Annotated in this window: 8 protein-coding genes; 3 read left to right on the plus strand and 5 right to left on the minus strand. The window is 75.8% G+C overall.

Annotated elements, in window-relative coordinates; all coding sequences use genetic code 11:
- On the minus strand, nt 1-10,019 hold a 10,019-nt coding region (locus tag ACFVFS_RS06160), incomplete at its 3' end, for a type I polyketide synthase (RefSeq protein WP_380620680.1).
- Between the two features lie 588 nt (nt 10,020-10,607).
- Nucleotides 10,608-11,666 carry a hypothetical protein gene (locus ACFVFS_RS06165; RefSeq protein ID WP_380620682.1) on the minus strand — a complete coding sequence of 353 codons (1,059 nt, stop codon included), beginning with the start codon at nt 11,664-11,666 and terminating at the stop codon, nt 10,608-10,610.
- Between the two features lie 347 nt (nt 11,667-12,013).
- Here ACFVFS_RS06165 and ACFVFS_RS06170 point away from each other — a divergent pair, with 347 nt between their 5' ends.
- Nucleotides 12,014-12,571 carry a SixA phosphatase family protein gene (locus ACFVFS_RS06170; protein ID WP_380620684.1) on the plus strand — a complete coding sequence of 186 codons (558 nt, stop codon included), beginning with the start codon at nt 12,014-12,016 and terminating at the stop codon, nt 12,569-12,571.
- A gap of 213 nt (nt 12,572-12,784) precedes the next feature.
- On the opposite strand, the gene ACFVFS_RS06175 is transcribed toward ACFVFS_RS06170, so the two are convergent.
- The gene (locus ACFVFS_RS06175; RefSeq protein ID WP_380620686.1) at nt 12,785-13,195 is read right to left on the minus strand and encodes a RidA family protein; all 411 of its coding nucleotides are present in this window, start codon (nt 13,193-13,195) and stop codon (nt 12,785-12,787) included.
- Nucleotides 13,196-13,325: 130 nt separating this feature from the next.
- On the opposite strand from ACFVFS_RS06175, the gene ACFVFS_RS06180 reads away from it, so the two are divergent.
- A complete protein-coding gene (locus ACFVFS_RS06180) occupies nt 13,326-13,718 on the plus strand; it encodes a winged helix-turn-helix transcriptional regulator (protein ID WP_380620688.1) in 393 nt (130 codons plus the stop codon).
- Between the two features lie 1,078 nt (nt 13,719-14,796).
- Here ACFVFS_RS06180 and ACFVFS_RS06185 read toward each other — a convergent pair.
- Complete coding sequence (locus ACFVFS_RS06185; RefSeq protein WP_380620690.1) at nt 14,797-14,958, minus strand: hypothetical protein; 162 nt, start codon at nt 14,956-14,958, stop codon at nt 14,797-14,799.
- 139 nt (nt 14,959-15,097) lie between these two features.
- On the opposite strand from ACFVFS_RS06185, the gene ACFVFS_RS06190 reads away from it, so the two are divergent.
- Entirely contained in the window at nt 15,098-15,676 is a 579-nt protein-coding gene (locus ACFVFS_RS06190) for a hypothetical protein (RefSeq protein ID WP_380620692.1), read from the plus strand.
- 409 nt (nt 15,677-16,085) lie between these two features.
- Here ACFVFS_RS06190 and ACFVFS_RS06195 read toward each other — a convergent pair whose 3' ends face one another.
- Nucleotides 16,086-17,555: an MFS transporter gene (locus ACFVFS_RS06195; RefSeq protein ID WP_380620694.1), complete on the minus strand. Its 1,470-nt coding sequence runs from the start codon at nt 17,553-17,555 to the stop codon at nt 16,086-16,088.
- Nucleotides 17,556-17,708: the final 153 nt, after the last annotated feature.

Consider the following 17,708-nt stretch of genomic DNA (forward strand, 5'->3'; position numbering starts at 1 on the left):
ACCGTCCGACCGGCGACCACCACCCGGTGCTCCAGCGCCGCCCGACCCGAGGCCAGCGTCCGCGCCACCCCCACCGGATCGGCCTCAGGACGGTCGGCCGCCCAGTCCCGCAACCGCTCCGCCGCCGCACGCAGGGCCTCGGCCGATCGCGCCGACAGCGCCCACGGCACCACCCCGCCCGTACCCGCGGTCGTCACGGGCTCCGCCGGTTCCGGGGCCTGCTCGATGATCACATGGGCGTTGGTGCCGCTGATGCCGAACGAGGACACCGCCGCCCGCCGCGGCCGACCCGTCTCCGGCCACTCCGCCGACTCCGCCAGCAGTTCCACCGCGCCCGCCGACCAGTCCACGTGCGGCGACGGCGCGTCCACATGCAACGACTTCGGCAGCAGGCCGTTCCGCAGCGCCATCACCATCTTGATCACACCCGCCACACCCGCCGCCGCCTGGGTGTGCCCGATGTTCGACTTCACCGACCCCAGCCGCAGCGGTCGCTCGACCGGCCGGTCCTGGCCGTACGTCGCCAGCAGCGCCTGGGCCTCGATCGGGTCACCCAGCGTCGTTCCCGTCCCGTGCGCCTCCACCACGTCGACGTCCGCCGTGCTCAGGCCCGCGCCGGCGAGCGCCTGGCGGATCACCCGCTCCTGCGACGGCCCGTTCGGCGCCGTCAGACCGTTCGACGCACCGTCCTGGTTCACCGCACTGCCCCGCACCACCGCCAGCACCCGGTGCCCGTTGCGGCGCGCGTCGGAGAGGCGCTCGACCACCAGCAGGCCGACGCCCTCGCCCCAGCCGGTGCCGTCCGCGCCCGCCGCGAAGGGCTTGCAGCGGCCGTCCGCCGCCAGCCCGCGCTGGCGGGCGAACTCCACGAACACGTGCGGCGTCGACATGACCGTCACCCCGCCCGCGAGCGCCAGGTCGCACTCCCCCGAGCGCAGCGCGTTCGCCGCCAGGTGCAGCGCGACCAGCGACGACGAGCACGCCGTGTCGATGCTGACCGCCGGACCCTCCAGCCCCAACGAGTACGCGACCCGGCCCGAGACGACGCTCCCGACGCTGCCCGCGAGCAGCAGGCCCTCGTAGCCGTCCGGGGCCCGGTGCAGACGGGAGGCGTAGTCGTGGTGCATGACGCCGGTGAAGACACCGGTCCGCGAGCCGCGCAGCCCGGCGGGGTCGATGCCCGCGTGCTCCAGCGCCTCCCAGGAGGTCTCCAGCAGCAGGCGCTGCTGCGGGTCCGTCGCGCGGGCCTCACGCGGCGAGATCCCGAAGAACTCGGCGTCGAACTCGCCGGAGTCGTACAGGAAGGCGCCGTGCCGGGTGTACACCGTCCCGGTGCGGGACGGGTCCGGGTCGTACAGGGCGTCGACGTCCCAGCCGCGGTCGGTCGGGAAGCCGCCGACCGCGTCGGTCTCCTGGGCGACCAGGCGCCACAGGTCATCGGGTCCGGCGACGCCGCCGGGGTAGCGGCAGCCCATGCCGACGATCACGATCGGGTCGTCGTCCACCGGGGCGGCCGAGGGCGTCGGGGCGGACGCCGCCGGGGCGCCCGTCACCTCCCTGGTCAGCCGGGCCGCGAGGGCGGTGGCGCTGGGGTGGTCGAACACCACGGTGGCGGGCAGCCGCAGGCCGGTGAGCGTGTTGAGCCGGTTGCGCAGTTCCAGTGCGGTGAGCGAGTCGAAGCCCAGTTCACGGAAGGCGCGTTGGATGTCGACGGTGTCCGCCTCGCCGAGTCCGAGCACGGTGGCGGTCTGGCCGCGGACGAGGTCGAGTGCCGCGCGGGCACGGCGGTCCTCGGACAGCCCGGCCATCCGGTGCGCCCAGGAGGACGCGTCCCCGGCGCCGCCCGCCCGCCCGGCGCCCGCCGCCGCCCCGGCCGCACGCTGCAGCGGGGCGCGGACCAGGCCGCGGAGCACGGTCGGCACGGCGCCGGCCGCAGCGAGGTCGCGCAGCGCCGCGCGGTCGAGGCGGGCGGTGACGGCGTACGGCAGGTCGCGCCGCAGCGCCGCGTCGAACAGCGCGAGCCCGTCCTCGGTGGAGAGCAGGCCGATGCCGCCGCGCGCGAGCCGGGCGAGGTCGGCGGCGGCGAGGTGGCGGGTCATCCCGCTGCCCTCGGCCCACAGGCCCCAGGCGAGCGCGTTGCCGGGCAGTCCGGCGGCGCGGCGGTGCTCGGCCAGGGCGTCGAGGAAGGCGTTCGCGGCCGTGTAGGCGCCCTGGCCGGCGTTGCCGGTGACGGAGGTGACGGAGGAGAACAGGACGAACGCCTCCAGCTCCTGCTCCCGGGTCAGTTCGTGCAGGTGCCAGGCGGCGTCCGCCTTGGGGCGCAGGACGGTGGCGAGGCGTTCGGGGTCGAGCGTCTCCACCGTGCCGTCGTCGAGGACACCGGCTGCGTGGACGACGACGCCCAGCGGGTGCGCGGCCGGGATGGCGGCGATCAACGCCGCGAGCTCCTCGCGGCGGGCGGCGTCGCACGCGGCGATCGTCACCCGCGCGCCGAGCGCGGTGAGTTCGTCCCGCAGCCGCTCGCCGCCGTCCGTCCGCTGGCCGGACCGGCTGACCAGCAGCAGGTGGCGCAGGCCGTGCTCGGTGACCAGCCGCCGGGCGATCAGCGCGCCGAGGGTGCCGGTGCCGCCGGTGATCAGCGCCGTACGGTCCGGGTCCAGCGGGCGGGCTCCGCTCGGGGCCGTGGCCGGGGCGAGCCGGGGGCGGTGCGGGATCCCGTCGCGCAGGGCCAGTTGGGGCTCGTCGGCGGTGAGGGCGGTCCGCAGGGCGCGGCCGGAGCGCGCGGGGTCGTCGAGGTCGATCAGGGTGATCCGGCCCGGGTGCTCGGACTGCGCGGTGCGCAGCAGACCCCACACCGGGGACTGGCCGAGGCCCGGGACGGCGTCCCCCGGTCGGACGGCGACCGCGCCGCGGGTGACGACCACCAGGCGGGCGGCCTCCGGGCGGTCGCCGGCCAGCCAGGCCCGGACGGTGTCGAGGGCCCAGCGGGCGGCGGCGTGCGCGGCCTCGGCCGGGCTGTCGCCGGGGACGGCGGGAGCGGCGGGGACGGCGGCGACCACCACGGCGGGCGCCGGCTGCCCGGCGGCGGTGCGGGCGTCGAGTTCGGCGAGGCCCGGGAACGCGGCGCGCGGGTGGAGGCCGAGGTCGTCGGCGCCGAGGACCACGCAGTCCGGGTCCGCCCCGGTGGCGGGGGCGGGCAGCTCCGTCCATCGCAGTTCGAACAGCGTGTCATGCGGGACGGGTCCGGCCGGTGCGAGCCGGTCGGCGGGCAGTTCGCGCAGGCTGAGGCCGCCGACCGTGAGCACGGGCGCCCCGGTGGGGTCCTCGACGGCGAGTGCGGTGGTGCCGTCCGGCGCGGGCGACAGCCGGACGCGCAGCGCGGTGGCGCCGGTGGCGTGCAGCCGCACGTCGGTGAAGGCGAACGGGATGCGCGGGGCCGCGGCCCCGGCGGACGGGACCCCGTCGCCGGCTGTCCCGGCGGGGGCGTCGGCCAGCAGCAGCGGGTGGAGCGCGGCGTCGAGCAGGGCGGGATGGACGCTGTGCGCGGCCTCGCCCCGGCCGGGTTCGGCGGGCAGCCGGACGTCGGCGTACAGGTGGTCGCCCGCGCGCCAGGCGGCGGCGAGGCCCTGGAACCACGGGCCGTAGCCGTAGCCGAGGCGGTCGAGGCGGTGGTAGGCGTCGGCGAGATCCATCGGCTCGCTGCCCGCCGGCGGCCAGCTCCCCTGGGCCGTGGCGGTGGCGGGTTCCTCGGCGGCCGTCAGCGCGCCGGAGGCGTGCCGGGTCCAGGGCCGCTCCGCGGGCTCGTCGTCCGCTTCGCCCTCGGGGGCGGCCGGCCGGGAGTCCACGGTGACGGCGTGCCGGCCCGCCGGGTCGGCGGGGGCGACGGCCACCCGCAGCTGCGTCCACCCGGTGTCGGGCAGGACGAGCGGGGACTCCAGGGTGAGCTCCTCGACGCCGGGGCAGCCGGCGAGCGCGCCCGCCCGGAGCACGAGGTCGAGGAAGGCCGTGCCGGGCAGCACGACGGTGCCGGTGACCGCGTGGTCGGGCAGCCAGGGCTGGGCGTCCGCGGAGAGCCGGCCGGTGACCAGGGTGGTGCCGTCCGGGGTCGTGGTGACGGCGCCGAGCAGCGGGTGGTCGACGGCGTCCAGGCCGAGGTCGGCGGGACGGGTCTGCTCGGGACCGGCGGCCAGCCAGTAGCGGCGGCGCTGGAAGGCGTAGGTGGGCAGGTCGACGTGCCGGCCGCGGTGGCCCCCGGGGAGCAGCGCGTCGGCGGCGGGCTCCGCCCCGTGGACGATCGCCTCGGCGACGGAGGCGAGGAACTGTCCGGGGCCGCCGTGGTCGCGCCGCAGGGTGCCGATGGCCGTGCCGCCGGGGCCGTCGGTGCCGCAGGCGTCCAGGGTCTCCTGGGTGCCGATCTTGAGCACGGGGTGCGGGCTCGCCTCGACGAAGAGCCGGTGGCCGTCCTCGCTCAGGGCGCGCACGGCGGGCTCGAAGCGGACCTCCTGGCGCAGGTTGCGGTACCAGTAGTCGGCGTCGAGCGTCGTGGTGTCGGTCAGCAGCCCGCCGGTGACGGTCGAGTAGAAGGCGGTCCGGGCGGCGCGGGGCGCGAGGTCGGCGAGCGCGGCGAGCAGCGGTTCGCGCAGCGACTCGACGTGCGCCGAGTGCGAGGCGTAGTCCACCGGGATCCGGCGGGCGCGCAGCCCGGCCTGCTCGCAGTGGGCGAGGAGGGCGTCGAGGGCGTCGGCTCCGCCGGAGACGACCGTGGTGGCGGGGCCGTTGCGGGCGGCGATGCCGAGCTCGCCGCCCCAGGGGGCGAGGAGTTCGCCGGTCTCCTCGGCGGACAGCGGCACCGAGACCATGCCGCCGGTGCCGGCCAGGTCGAGCAGGGCGCGGCTGCGCAGCGCGACCACCTTGGCGGCGTCGTCCAGGGTGAGCGCACCGGCGACGTACGCGGCGGCGATCTCGCCCTGCGAGTGGCCGACGACGGCGCCCGGTTCGACGCCGACGGACCGCCACAGCCCGGCCAGCGCGACCATCACGGCGAACAGCACGGGCTGGACGACGTCGACCCGGGAGAGGTCGGGCGCGCCCGGCCGGCCGCGCAGCACGTCGGGCAGCGACCAGTCGGTCCAGCGGGCCAGCGCCGCCGCGCAGGCGTCCAGCTCGGCCGCGAACACCGGTGAGGCGTCGAGGAGTTCGACGGCCATGTCGGCCCACTGGGAGCCCTGGCCGGGGAACACCAGGACGGTCGCGCCGCGGGCGGTGGACTGGGCCCGGACGAGGGTGTCGGCCGGCTCGCCCTGGGCGAGCGCGGTCAGCCCGCTCAGCGCGTCGGCGTGCGTGCGGGCCAGGACGACGGCGGTGTGGTCGAACCTGGTCCGGGCGCGCAGCAGGGCGTGGCCGAGCGCCTGCCGGTCGGCGGGCCCGTCGGCCGCGTCCACCCCGTCGGGCCCGTCGGCTTCCAGGTGCCGGGCCAGTCGGGCGGCCTGGGCGCGCAGCGCGGCCTCGGTGCGGCCGGAGACGGTGAGCGGCACGGGCAGGTCCGGGTGTCCGCCGCCCTCGGCCTCCGGCGCCCGCCCGGCCTCGGCCGGTGCCTGCTCGACGATGACGTGCGCGTTGGTGCCGCTGATGCCGAACGAGGAGACGCCGGCCCGTCGGGGGCGCTCGGAGCCCGCGGGCGCGGGCCACGGGGTCGCGGCCGCCGGCACGGTGATCGCGCCGTCCGCCCAGCGCACCTTCGGCGAGGGCTCGCGCAGGTGCAGGACGCCGGGCACCAGCCCGTGCCGCAGCGCGAGGACGGTCTTGATCAGCCCGGCGACCCCGGCCGCGGCCTGGGTGTGGCCGATGTTGGACTTCACCGAGCCGAGCAGCAGGGGGTGTTCGGGCGCGCGGTCGGCGCCGTAGACGGCGAGCAGCGCGTGCGCCTCGACCGGGTCGCCGAGGGCGGTGCCGGTGCCGTGGGCCTCGACCACGTCGACGTCGCCGGGCGCAAGCCCGGCGGAGCCGAGCGCCTGCCGGATCACCCGCTGCTGGGCCGCCCCGTTGGGGGCGCTGAGGCCGTTGCTGGCGCCGTCCTGGTTGACGGCGGAGCCGACGACCAGCGCGAGCACCGGGTGCCCGTGCCGCCGGGCGTCCGACAGCCGCTCCAGCAGGACGACGCCGACGCCCTCGGCCCACGCCGTGCCGTCGGCGTCGGCGGAGAACGGCTTGCAGCGGCCGTCCGGGGCGAGGCCGCGCTGGCGGGCGAACTCGACGAACATCCCGGGCTCGGCCATCACGGTGGCACCGCCCGCGAGGGCCAGCGTGCACTCGCCGCTGCGCAGGGCCTGGGCGGCCAGGTGCACGGCGACCAGCGAGGAGGAGCAGGCGGTGTCGACGGTGACGGCGGGGCCTTCGAGGCCGAGCTCGTAGGCGATCCGGCCGGAGGCGACGCTCGGGGTGGTGCCGGTGAGCAGGTAGCCGTCCAGGCCGTCGGCGGGCTGGTGCATGCGCGGGCCGTAGTCCTGCGCGGTGGCGCCGACGAACACGCCGACGCGGTCGCCGCGCAGCCCGGCGGGGTCGAGGCCGGCGCGTTCCAGGGTCTCCCAGGACGTCTCCAGCAGCAGCCGCTGCTGGGGGTCCATCGCGAGCGCCTCGCGCGGGCTGATGCCGAAGAACTCGGCGTCGAACTCGCCCGCGCCGTCGAGGAATCCGCCCTCGCGCACATAGGTGCTGCCGAGTCGGTCCGGGGAGGGGTGGTGCAGCCTGCCGAGGTCCCAGCCGCGGTCCCGGGGGAACGGTCCGATGGCGTCCACGCCCTCGGCGGCCAGGCGCCACAGCTGCTCGGGGGTGTGGGCGCCGCCGGGGAAGCGGCAGCCCATGGCGACGACGGCGATCGGGTCGTCGTCCCCGCCGGCCGCCGGGGACGGCTCGGCGCGCCGCTCCCGCGCGGGCAGGGCCAGGGCGCGGGAGCGCAGGTGGCGGGCGAGGTCGGCGGGCGTCGGGTGGTCGTAGCCGGCGCTCGCGGGCAGGTCGAGGCCGGTCGCGGCGGACAGCCGCTGGAGGAGTTCGACGGTGGCGAGCGAGTCGAGTCCCGAATCGCGGTAGGCGAGGTCCGCGCGGACGGCGTCCCTGGTGGCGCGGCCGAGCACGGCGGCCGCGTGCGAGCGGACCAGGTCCAGCACCACGCGCGTCTGGTCGGCCTCCGGCAGCCCGGCGATCCGGCGGGCGAGCGGCGACGCCTGCGCCGCGGGCGCCGTCCCGGGCGCGGACTCCCCGGCGGCGGGCTCCGCGGACACGACGCCCTCGAACGCCACGCCCTCGGCCGCGACGTCCTCGGGGGCGGCGGCGCGCAGCCAGTGCCGGGAGCGCTGGAACGCGTAGCCGGGCAGCTCGACCCGGCGCCGCGCCGGTGCCGCGAAGAGCGCGGTCCAGTCGAGCGCGGCGCCCAGGGTGTGCAGCCGGGCGGCGGTCTCGGCCAGGGCGTCCGCCTCCGGCCGGCCGGCCCGCAGGGTGGCGACGGTGGCGAAGGCCTCGCCGCCCTCGGGCACCGGGCACTCCCGGGCCAGCGCGGAGAGGCTGCCGTCCGGCCCCAGTTCGACCAGGACGGTCGCACCGGCCTCGCGCAGCCGCTCGACGGCGTCCCCGAAGCGCACCGTCCCGCGCACCTGCCGCACCCAGTAGTCGGGCGAGCACAGCTCCTCGGCGGACGCCGGGCGGCCGGTCAGGTTCGACACCACGGGCGTCGTCGGCGGACGGAAGGCCAGCCCCCGCGCGACCTGCGCGAAGGCGTCGAGCATCGGCTCCATCCGCGGGGAGTGGAAGGCGTGGCCGACCCGCAGCCGCCGGGCCTTGTGACCCTGCGCCCGCCACTGCTCGGCGAGGGCGAGCACGGCCTCCTCGTCGCCGGAGACGACGGTGGCCGCCGGGCCGTTCACGGCCGCGATCGCGACCCGGTCCCCGAGGCCGGCGAGCGCCGCCGCGACCTCGTCCTCGCCCAGGCGGACCGCCACCATCGCGCCGCCGACGGGCAGTTGCTGCATCAGCCGGCCCCGGGCGGCCACCAGGGCACAGGCGTCGGGCAGGTCGAGGACGCCGGCCACGTGCGCGGCCGTGAGTTCACCGATCGAGTGACCGAGCAGCAGGTCGGGGACGACGCCCCAGTGCGCCAGCAGCCGGTACAGCCCCACCCCGACGGCGAAGAGGGCGGGCTGGGTGAACTCGGTGCGGTGGACGAGCTCCGCCTCCCGGCTGTCCTCGGGCGCGAACAGCACCTCGCGCAGCGGGCGCGGCAGGTGCGGATCGAGGTGGTGGCAGACCTCGTCGAAGGCGGCGGCGAACGCGGGGAACCGCTCGTACAGTTCGCGTCCCGCGCCGGGGCGCTGGCTGCCCTGGCCGGTGAACAGGAAGGCGGTGCGGCCGGGCCGGACCTCGCCGCTCACCACACCGGGGGCGGCGTCCGCGGTGCGCAGCGCGTCCAGGCCGGCCAGCAGCCCCGCGCGGTCGGCGGCGAGGACGACGGCACGGGCCGCGAGGTGGCTCCGGGTGGTGGCGGCCGACCAGCCGAGCTGCGCCGGCTCGACCTCGGGGTGGCGCAGCAGGTGGTCGTGCAGGCGGTCGGCCTGGGCGCGCACCGCCTCGGGCGTGGTGCCGGAGAGCGGGGCGAGGACCGGGACTCCGGGGTCCGCGACCGGCCCGGTGTCACCGGCGGCGGGCGCCGCCGGGGCCTGTCCGCTCCCGTCGGGCAGCCGTTCCGCCAGCACCACGTGGCAGTTGGTGCCGCCCATGCCGAAGGAGCTCACCCCGGCGACCAGCCGCCGCTCGGGCTGGGGCCAGGCGTCCGTCGCGTCCTGGACGCGCAGACCGAGCTCCGCCAGCGGGATACGGGGGTTGGGGGTCGCGTAGTTGAGGCTGCGCGGCAGCTCGCGGTGCCGGATGGCGAGGACCGTCTTGACCAGCCCGACGATGCCCGCCGCACCCTCCAGGTGACCGAGGTTGGTCTTCACCGAGCCGACCCGCAGCGGCGCGCCGGCCGGGCGGCCGGTGCCGAGCGCGGCGCCGAGGGCCGCCGCCTCCACCGGGTCGCCCACGGGGGTTCCGGTGCCGTGCAGTTCGACGTACTGCACCTCGGCCGGGCGGAATCCGGCCCGGCGGTGGGCCGCGCGGATCACCTGCTCCTGCGCCGCGGCCTCGGGCGAGGTGAGCGCCGCGCCGCCGCCGTCGTGGTTCATCGCGCTGCCCGCCACCACGCAGTGCACGGTGTCGCCGTCGGCGAGCGCGCGGGCCAGCGGCTTGAGCACGACGACCGCGCCGCCCTCGCCGCGCACATAGCCGTTGGCGCGGGCGTCGAAGGTGAAGCACCGGCCGTCCGGGGAGAGGCCGCCCAGCTTGCCCGCCTCGCCCGGGGCGTCGGGCACGAGGTCGAGGTTGACACCGCCGGCCAGGGCGATCTCGGACTCGCCGCGCCGCAGGCTCTCACAGGCCACGTGCACCGCGACCAGCGAGGAGGCCTGGGCCGCGTCGACCGTCAGGCTGGGGCCGCGCAGGCCGAACGCGTAGGAGACCCGGTTGGCGATCATGCTGCGGTGCAGGCCGGTCACCTGGCGCGCACCGGCCGCGATGCCCGCGCGGCGCAGCAGCACGGCGTAGTCGTCCCAGATCGCCCCGGCGAACACGCCCACCGGGCCGCCGCTCAGCCCGTGCGGCGGGATGCCCGCGTGTTCCAGGGCCTCCCAGCACAGTTCGAGCATCAGCCGCTGCTGCGGGTCCATGAGCACCGCCTCGCCCGGACCGATGCCGAAGAACTCCGGGTCGAAGCCGCTGACCTCGTCCAGATAGCCGCCGCGCCGGGGCCGGTCCGGCCCGTCGGCGGCGACCGCGCCGCCTTGGCGTTCCGGCGGCATCACATCGCGGCGGCCGTCAGGGAGTTCGCGAACGGAATCGCCTCCGGCACGCAGGAGTTCCCAGAACCCGTCCGGGGTGTCGGCCCCCGCCACACGGCAGGCGAAACCGACGATCGCGACAGCATCCGAATCGGCCATACCGTTCCATCACGTCCAGTCGATTAGCACGGGCGAGCGCGGGCAGCAGAACTCTGATTCGGGCGATCAATGATCCGCAAGCACCCGGTTTCGGCCAGCCGGACGCCATAAAAGGACATCGAAGTCACCCGAAGCCACTCGGCACTCTCCCGCCCCAGGGCCTGGAACTGCCCAAACGCGATCACCCGGCGAGCACACTGGTTCAGATCCCGCCATCGAGCGTTCCGAATCCGTACGTCCGATTCCGCTCCGAAAACCCCGATGAGATCCGGATCACTATTCGACCGCAATTCACTGGAGTCACACCCGTCACTCGACCGTGCGAACCCGATCCCGACCGGAGGCCCGAATTCCTCACTGCTCGAACATATGATGGATTATCGAAAGCGACGGCTTTCCGACCGTCCGGTGAATTCCGATCCATCGAGGACTGACCATCACCCGGGGAGCCCGGCGCCGCGCATCGCCGCCCAGCTCCTGACCAGCCCCCGCACCCTCCAGCGGCGACTCCGGACGGAGGACACCATGGCGGCGCGTCCGCCGCCGATCGGCCCCTGACCGGGCGCGCCGCCCCGAGCCCCTGCCCGGTCAGTCCGGGGCGGCGTCGGCGTAGCGGTCGGCGGCGAAGGCGCGGATCGCGTCGGGGACGCCCCGGCCCCGGTCCGGCAGGCGGTCCAGACGCACCAACGCGTAGATCTGGTGGCCGTCCACGGTGTGGGAGCGGTCGATGCCGAGTTCGGCGCCCGGTGCCGAGTACACCGCGAGCCACGGGAGCCGATCGGCCCGCCCCGGCACCCCTCCGCAGGTCACGGCGGAGAACTGCTCCCAGCGCAGGAACACCTCGTGCCCGGTCGCCTCACGGACCCCGATGCCGGCCGGGCCCACCCGCAGCCGCAGCGGCCGGCGCCAGTGCAGGACGGTCTGGAACACCAGGTAGGTCTCGACGAGGGTGAGGATCGGCCAGAGCGGGGGGCCGAGGACGACCGTCACGGGAACGGCGACGGCGGTGGCGGCGACCAGCAGCAGGAACGACCGGCGCCAGGCCTTGCGACCCGCGGTGAACAGCCGTTCCGGTCCGCCGCGACGGGGATCCACCACGTCCACCGGGCCGGCCGGGAGGACGCCGGGAGGGGCGCTTTCGAGCCGGGGCCCGGCGTGGCGGCGCAGCGCGTCGGCGAGGTCGGGGATCGGCTGGTCGAGGTCCTCGCAGTTCAGCACGGTGTAGGACCGCCCGCCGGAGCCGGACGTGTCGGGCCTGCGCGGCAGGGCCACCCCGGGCACCAGGGTGAGCACCAGCCGGGGCTTGGGCGGGACCGGCGGGGCGTCGTCCTGGCCGCGGGGCGTGCGGTCGGTGATCGGCGGGTGGAACAGTACGGCCGACTCGACGTGGTGCCAGGGCAGGCGGGCGTCGTGCAGGGTGATCCCGCCGTCGTCGATCCGCAGCCGGAACGGCTTCCCCAGGCGGGCCAGGTCGCGGAGCCCGATCAGACCGGCGGACGCCAGGAGCGCCAGGGCGAGCAGGGGCGCCGTCCCCGGCGGGGAGCCGGTGACTAGCGTCCAGGCGGCCGTGCCGGTCACCACCGCCAGCGAACAGAGGATGCGGAAACGGGCGCGTCGGCGGATCGTCCTCCGAATCGTGAACTCCACGTCCAGGCCTCCCTGTTGGACTGTCGCCGTCCCCCCGATCCTGCCCGTGCGGGGGCGCCGGGCGACCTCGGCTGCCGGGGTGTGGCCCGACCGTGACGCTCCCGGGACACCGCCTGCGGGCGCGGCAGCCGCTGATGCGGTCGACGGTCACGGCCTCGGAAGGCCCCGAGCGCGTCCAGGACGCCCGAACGCAGCACGGTGGTCGAACCGTTCGGGCCGCACATCCGGCTCCTCCCCTCCTTGACGGCGGCCCGGGGGAAGATCGACTCGCCAGGCCCGCCGGTTAGGCTGGGGCGGTGCACGGGAGCGTGCCCGTCGCGGGCCGCTTCCGGGAAAGGGGAAGCACGGTGAGTGTGGAGACCGGTCGCCGGATCGTTCTCATCCGGCATGCGCAGGCCGAGCGGGAGACGCCGGTCGACCAGGAGCGCCGACTGGACGAGCGGGGCCGGGAGGAGGCGTCCCGGGCCGGGCGGTGGCTCGCGGACTGCGGTGTCGTGCCCGACCTCGCGCGGGTCTCCGCCGCCCGGCGCACCGGGGAGACGTGGGAGCGGGTGAGCGCGGAACTGCTGACCCGGCAGCCCGGGGCGGTTCACGAGCAGGGGCTCTACGACGTCAGCGTGGCCGTCCACCGGCGGGAGGCCGGGGTCGGCGCGCTGGTCCCGCTGGTGCGGGAGACCGCCGACGAGGTCCGGACCCTGGCCCTCGTCGGGCACAACCCGAGCCTGCACGAGCTGGTCGGGCTGCTCACGGGGACGACGGGGCGGACGGAAGCGCAGGACGAGGTGCTGCGCCGGGTGACGGAGTCCGGCTTCCCCACGGCGTCCGTGGCCGTGCTGGACTTCGACGGCCCCTGGCGGAGCCTCGGGCACGGCACCGCCCGGCCGGCCGCCTTCTGGACGCCGTAGGCCCGGGTCCCGAGTCCCGCGGACCCGGGCAGGGCCATCGGCCTTTCGGGGACGTCGCCGTCGGAGCCCGACGGCTGATCATCCCGGAGGCCGGCGGCAGTGCCGGCGAGAGCGCCCTCGGCAACGCCGGGCAGCGGCTCCAGCGATTGTCCGCATGGCCGCCCGGCGGGTTCCGCGGGCCCGGGCCCGTCGGGTGCGTGCGCGGACCGGGGGTCAGTCCAACAGCGCGGTCGCCTCGACCTCCACCAGGACGTCCGGCTCGAAGAGGTGCTCGACACCGATGAGCGAAGCCGGTGGCATCGGCAGCGGCAGCCCGACCTCCCCGGCGACGGCCTCCACCCCGGCCATGAACGGTCCGATCAGCCCGGGGTGCCAGTGGGCCACGTAGAACGTCAGCCGGAGCACGTCCGCGAACGAGGCCCCGGCGCCGGCCAGGCCGACAGCGGTGTTCCGCAGCGCCTGGGCGACCTGCCCCGCCAGGTCGCCGGACGCCACCGGCGTCCCGTCGGCCAGGCGGGCGACCTGGCCGCTGACGTGGACGTGCCGGGCGCCGGTGCCGACGGCGACGTGGTGGTACGGGGCGGGCCGCAGCATGCCCTGCGGAGTGAAGTGGCGAACGGTCACGCTGGTGTCCCCTGTTCACGGGCGGCCGGACGACGGGAAGGCGCCGATGGGGCGCCCCTCTTGACGCCCGATCCGGTATCCGGAAGATACTTGGCAGCCCGAAGACACTTCAACGAGACCAGGTTTCGCCGTGGACACCGCCGACCCCGCAGGGCTGCGCATCGACGCCCCGCACCGTGAACTGCTCGACCAGGTGCTGGACAAGTGGTCACTCGCCGTGCTCGACCGACTGTGCGAACACCCCTGCCGCTTCAACGAGTTGCGCCGGGCGATCCCCGCCGTCACACAGAAGTCCCTGACGGCGACCCTGCGCCGGCTGGAACGCAACGGCGTGGTCGAACGCGAGGTCACCGCCACCCGCCCGGTGGCGGTCACCTACCGGATCACCCCGCTCGGCAAGACCCTGCGCCACCCGGTCGACGTCCTGCTGGCCTGGGCCGACGCGCACCTGCCCGCCATCGAGCACGCCCGCCGCGCCTTCGACGACCAGGAGGAGGACGGTCTGCGCCCCCGCGACCACTGAGCACCCCCGCCCCGCGGTGCACGGCCGACCCAGGTAGGCCCGGGTCGGAGGGGACGGCTCATGGATTCTCGTCCGTTGAGGCCGGGGGGTTCGGCCCTCGTGGTGCCGCAGTACTGTCGCCCGCCGCCGGGTCCCAGCATCCGCTCGGTGCGCTCAATGCCAGCCGGTGTACCCGTCCGGGCTCGGGGGCCCGTCGTTGGACAGGAAGCCGATCACGAAGAGGGCCAGCACGATCAGCGCGAGCAGCACGACCCAGAAAGTGCCCCCGGTCCTTGGACGGTACGGCGTCGGCGGAGGGTCCCACCGATCGCGTCGACCCCCGCCCCCGTCCTGGGCGGGCGCACCCTCACCGCCACTCTCGTCATCGGCCACCGCACACCCCTCCTGCCGGATCCATCGGACCTCCCCGCGCCGCCCGCGTCAACCCTCCCCGCAACCGTCGGCCCCCGACAGCCGTACAGGGGCGAACCGGCCCAAGCACCCGGCCGATGGCGGGGCGGCGGCCGGACAAGCGTTCCCATACCGCGGCTGAAGCGTTGTCGAACCCGCCGCGCCTAGTGTCCTGTCCGTGGGGCGACGGCCGCCGCGGACAGTGGGCCGCGACCGAGGAGGCCCGCCGAGCTGCCGGAACCGGGACGGGGCCGGGCCGGGGCCGGGGCCGGGCGGACGAACGACCATGTGGAGGAGACCCCTTGTTCGACACGCGCTCCCGACGGCTCAGTCGTCCTTCCGGGGCGCAGGCCGCACGCCCTGCGCCCGGACAAGCTCCTCAAGCGCCGCAACACGCTCCCGCAACTCCTCCACCTCTTGGTCGAGACGAGGAGAGACCGGGCCGAAACGGGACCTCCTCGGCGCCCCGGGGAGCGGCTCTCCCCCAGGACGGTGGACAAGGCCGATAGCGGCCACCAGCCGTCTGAACGGCGAGATCGGCACAGGAATGGTCATGTCCGGCAAGGTACCCGATCCCGTCCGACCGGACGACGGCAGGCGACCGCTCCCACACTCCACAGCACAACGCGGCCCCCGGCGCAGCGGAATCGGTTGCCGGGGAAGTTCGACGGGTCGGTGCGCGGGCGGGTCAGGCGCTCGGCCGGTCGCGGTGAAGCTCCGCGTCGCGCTCCCGGACGAAGTCCATCGCCTCCTGGGGCGTGCAGCCTGACGCGTCCAAGTACGTCTTGACCGCACGGATGACCCGCCCGCTCATGATCTCCCGGTCCACGCTCTCGCTCAGGTTCTCCATGGACCGACCGTACCGACAGCCACCCGACCGCGCCGGTCCATTTCACCCGGCAACCGGCCGGGAGGCACTGTCACTGGCACCAGGGATGATCGCGTGGTCGGCGCGGCCGCGTCGGCATCACGACTCCGAGGTGGCTCGAATGGATACGTGGCGGGAGCTGTCGGCGCTGGTGGAGGAGCGGTTGAAGTCGGCGTCGCCCGGTGAGCGCCGGGTCTTCGCCGCCGGTGTCGCGGAACGCCTCATGAGCCGCCACGAGGCATTGCCCGAGGACGATCGGGCGCCGTTCACCCTGAGCCTGCGCCCCCTGCTGAACTCCGTGTGGGCGGGCGTTCTCGGCGATTCCACGGCCTACTCGGCGGTGAACCGCGGTGTCGCCGAGTACATGCTCAGCGAGTACTGCCACAACGACGGCCAGGACGGCCCGGACGACGCGGACGAGTCCGCCGCGGCGGCAACCCTGTTCGCCGCGCACACCTACCTGTTCGGCTGCCACGACTTCGCCGTCTGGGCCAGCGGCAGGGCGGTCGAAGCCGTGGAGGAGGACGAGCTCCTGATCGACACGGACGAGGCACTGGCCTCCGAACTGCGGTGCCAGCTGCGGGATCTCGACCTCATCGCGGAGTTCTCCGAGGAACTCCGCTACTCCCTCATGGGATTGCCCGTCGACACGTCGGTCCGGCTCCGTGCGGAGCTGCGGAATCCCCTCTCCGGCCGGTAGCGGGCCGCCCGCCCGCGAAGCGGCCGCATGTCCCTCGCCCCGCCCCCGAACCGCGCAGCGGCGGCTCGTATCGTGTGCGAGCGAAAATGACCTGCTGGTGGGGAGAAGTGTGCGGTCCGAGGAACACGCGGCGTGGGGGCGGGACTTCCCGGACCGGTGCCTCCTGGTGCGGAGTACGACGACCACGAGAGGACGGACCGCGGACTCGGCCCCGGCGGCAGCTACGGCCACGGCACAAACCCGGGCCCGCCCGCCACTTCGGCGGCGGCGCCCCCGGCGCAGGGCGGTCGCCCCCGTCACCGCCGCAGCGCGCGGCCCCGGGCGCGGCAGGTCCCCGCTCGCCGGGGCCGCCGTCCGCCGTCCGCCATCCGCCGTCCGCCGAAGAGCCACCTCCGGCCGACGGCCGCGGTCAGCCGGTGGCCGCCCTGCGGCGGGACCACACCGACAGCCCGATCGCCACAGCCGCGCCGAGGAGCAGGACCGCCACCGCGACCCAGGTGGCGTGGCCGACCGCGTAGGTGAAAGCGGCGGGCGGGTCGCGGACTTCGGTGAGGCGATCCGCGAAGGTCGAGGTCATCAGCGTGCCGAGGATGCTGGTGCCGAGGACGGCACCGATCTGGCGGGCGGCGTTGACCGTACCGCCCGCCTCGCCCTCGCGGCCGTGCGGGACGTGGCTGACGGCGAGCGCGGTGGACGGGGCGTTGGCGAGGCCGCAGCCGAGGCCGAACAGGACGAAGGCGGCCGCGTATCCGGTGAACGCGGTGTCCGGTTCGATCCGGGCGAACAGTGCGGCCCCGGCCGCGGCCAGCAGGAGGCCCGTCGTGATCAGGACCCGCGGGCCCAGCCGGCGCACGAATATCCCCGCCAGGACCGAGGCCGCGATGAACGCCCCGAACTCCGCGAGGAGTTGGACGCCCACCTGGAGGGCGGTCAGCCCCCGTACCCGCTCCAGCCACATCACCTGGAGGAGGGACAGGCCGACGAAGCCGAACAGGACGGCCGCGGCCAGCAGGAGGGAGGCGCTGTAGGAGGGGTCGCGCATCAGCCGCAGGTCGACCATGGGCGCGGTGCGGCGCAGTTCGACGGCGGTGAAGGCGGCCAGCAGGAGGACCGCCGCCACGGCGGCGGCCACGGCCCGCGCGGAGCCGTAGCCGTGGTGGCCGCCGTCGATCAGCCAGAAGACCAGCAGCGCGAGTCCGGCGATGGCGGTGAGCTGCCCGGCCCAGTCCACGCGCCGCGCGGCCGGGTTGCGGGACTCGGCGACCCGGCCCAGCGCGACCGCCGCCGCGAGGCCGGCCATGACGATGTTGAGCCAGAACGCCGCGTGCCAGGTCGACCAGCGGAGCGCGAGGCCCGCGACGAGGGGGCCGACGGCCAGGCCCAGTCCGGAGGTGGCCGCCCATGCGGCGATCGCCCCGGCGCGGCGGCGCGGATCGCGGACGGCGTGGGTGATCAGCGCGAGCGAGCTGGGGGTGATCAGCGCACCGCCCAGGCCGGCGACCGCCTGGCCGGCGAGGACGGTGGCCAGGTCGTCGGCGCGGGTCAGGACCAGGGCGCCGGCGGCCATCATCGCGGTCCCGGCGAGGAAGACGCGCCGACGTCCCCACCGGTCGGCCAGCGCTCCCGCACCGAGCACGCAGGAGGCCACGACCAGGGTGTACATGCTCGGCACCCACACCATGTCGGCGGGGTTCACGCCGAGGTCGGCCTGGACGGAACCGAGCGTGCCGATGGTCTCCGTGGTCTGGAGGAACACCGTGAACAGCCCCAGGCAGGCGGCGACGAGGACCGGCCCGGGGCCGCTGTCGCGGACGCCGCCACGCTCCTCCGCCGCCACCCCGTCGGCGGCACGCGTGCGGGCGGATGGTGAAGCCCTCATTCCGGACTCCTCATTCGATCAGGCCCGCAGAACACCCGGGCCAGTTGGTTGGAAAGTAGGACTGACTCACTATAGGTGTGCAGGTTTGAAAATCAAACCATCAATCCACCGGGCCCACGCCCCGTTGCGCCCCCTGCACCACGGCGGCCGGAC

Origin of the sequence: Kitasatospora sp. NPDC057692, assembly GCF_042799475.1 — a bacterium.
Classification (GTDB): domain Bacteria; phylum Actinomycetota; class Actinomycetes; order Streptomycetales; family Streptomycetaceae; genus Kitasatospora.

Excerpts from the sequence above, each read along its gene's own strand:
- ACFVFS_RS06195 (WP_380620694.1), bottom strand. The coding sequence starts at position 17,555 with ATGAGGGCTTCACCATCCGCCCGCACGCGTGCCGCCGACGGGGTGGCG.
- ACFVFS_RS06185 (WP_380620690.1), bottom strand. The coding sequence starts at position 14,958 with ATGGAGAACCTGAGCGAGAGCGTGGACCGGGAGATCATGAGCGGGCGG.
- ACFVFS_RS06190 (WP_380620692.1), top strand. The coding sequence starts at position 15,098 with ATGGATACGTGGCGGGAGCTGTCGGCGCTGGTGGAGGAGCGGTTGAAG.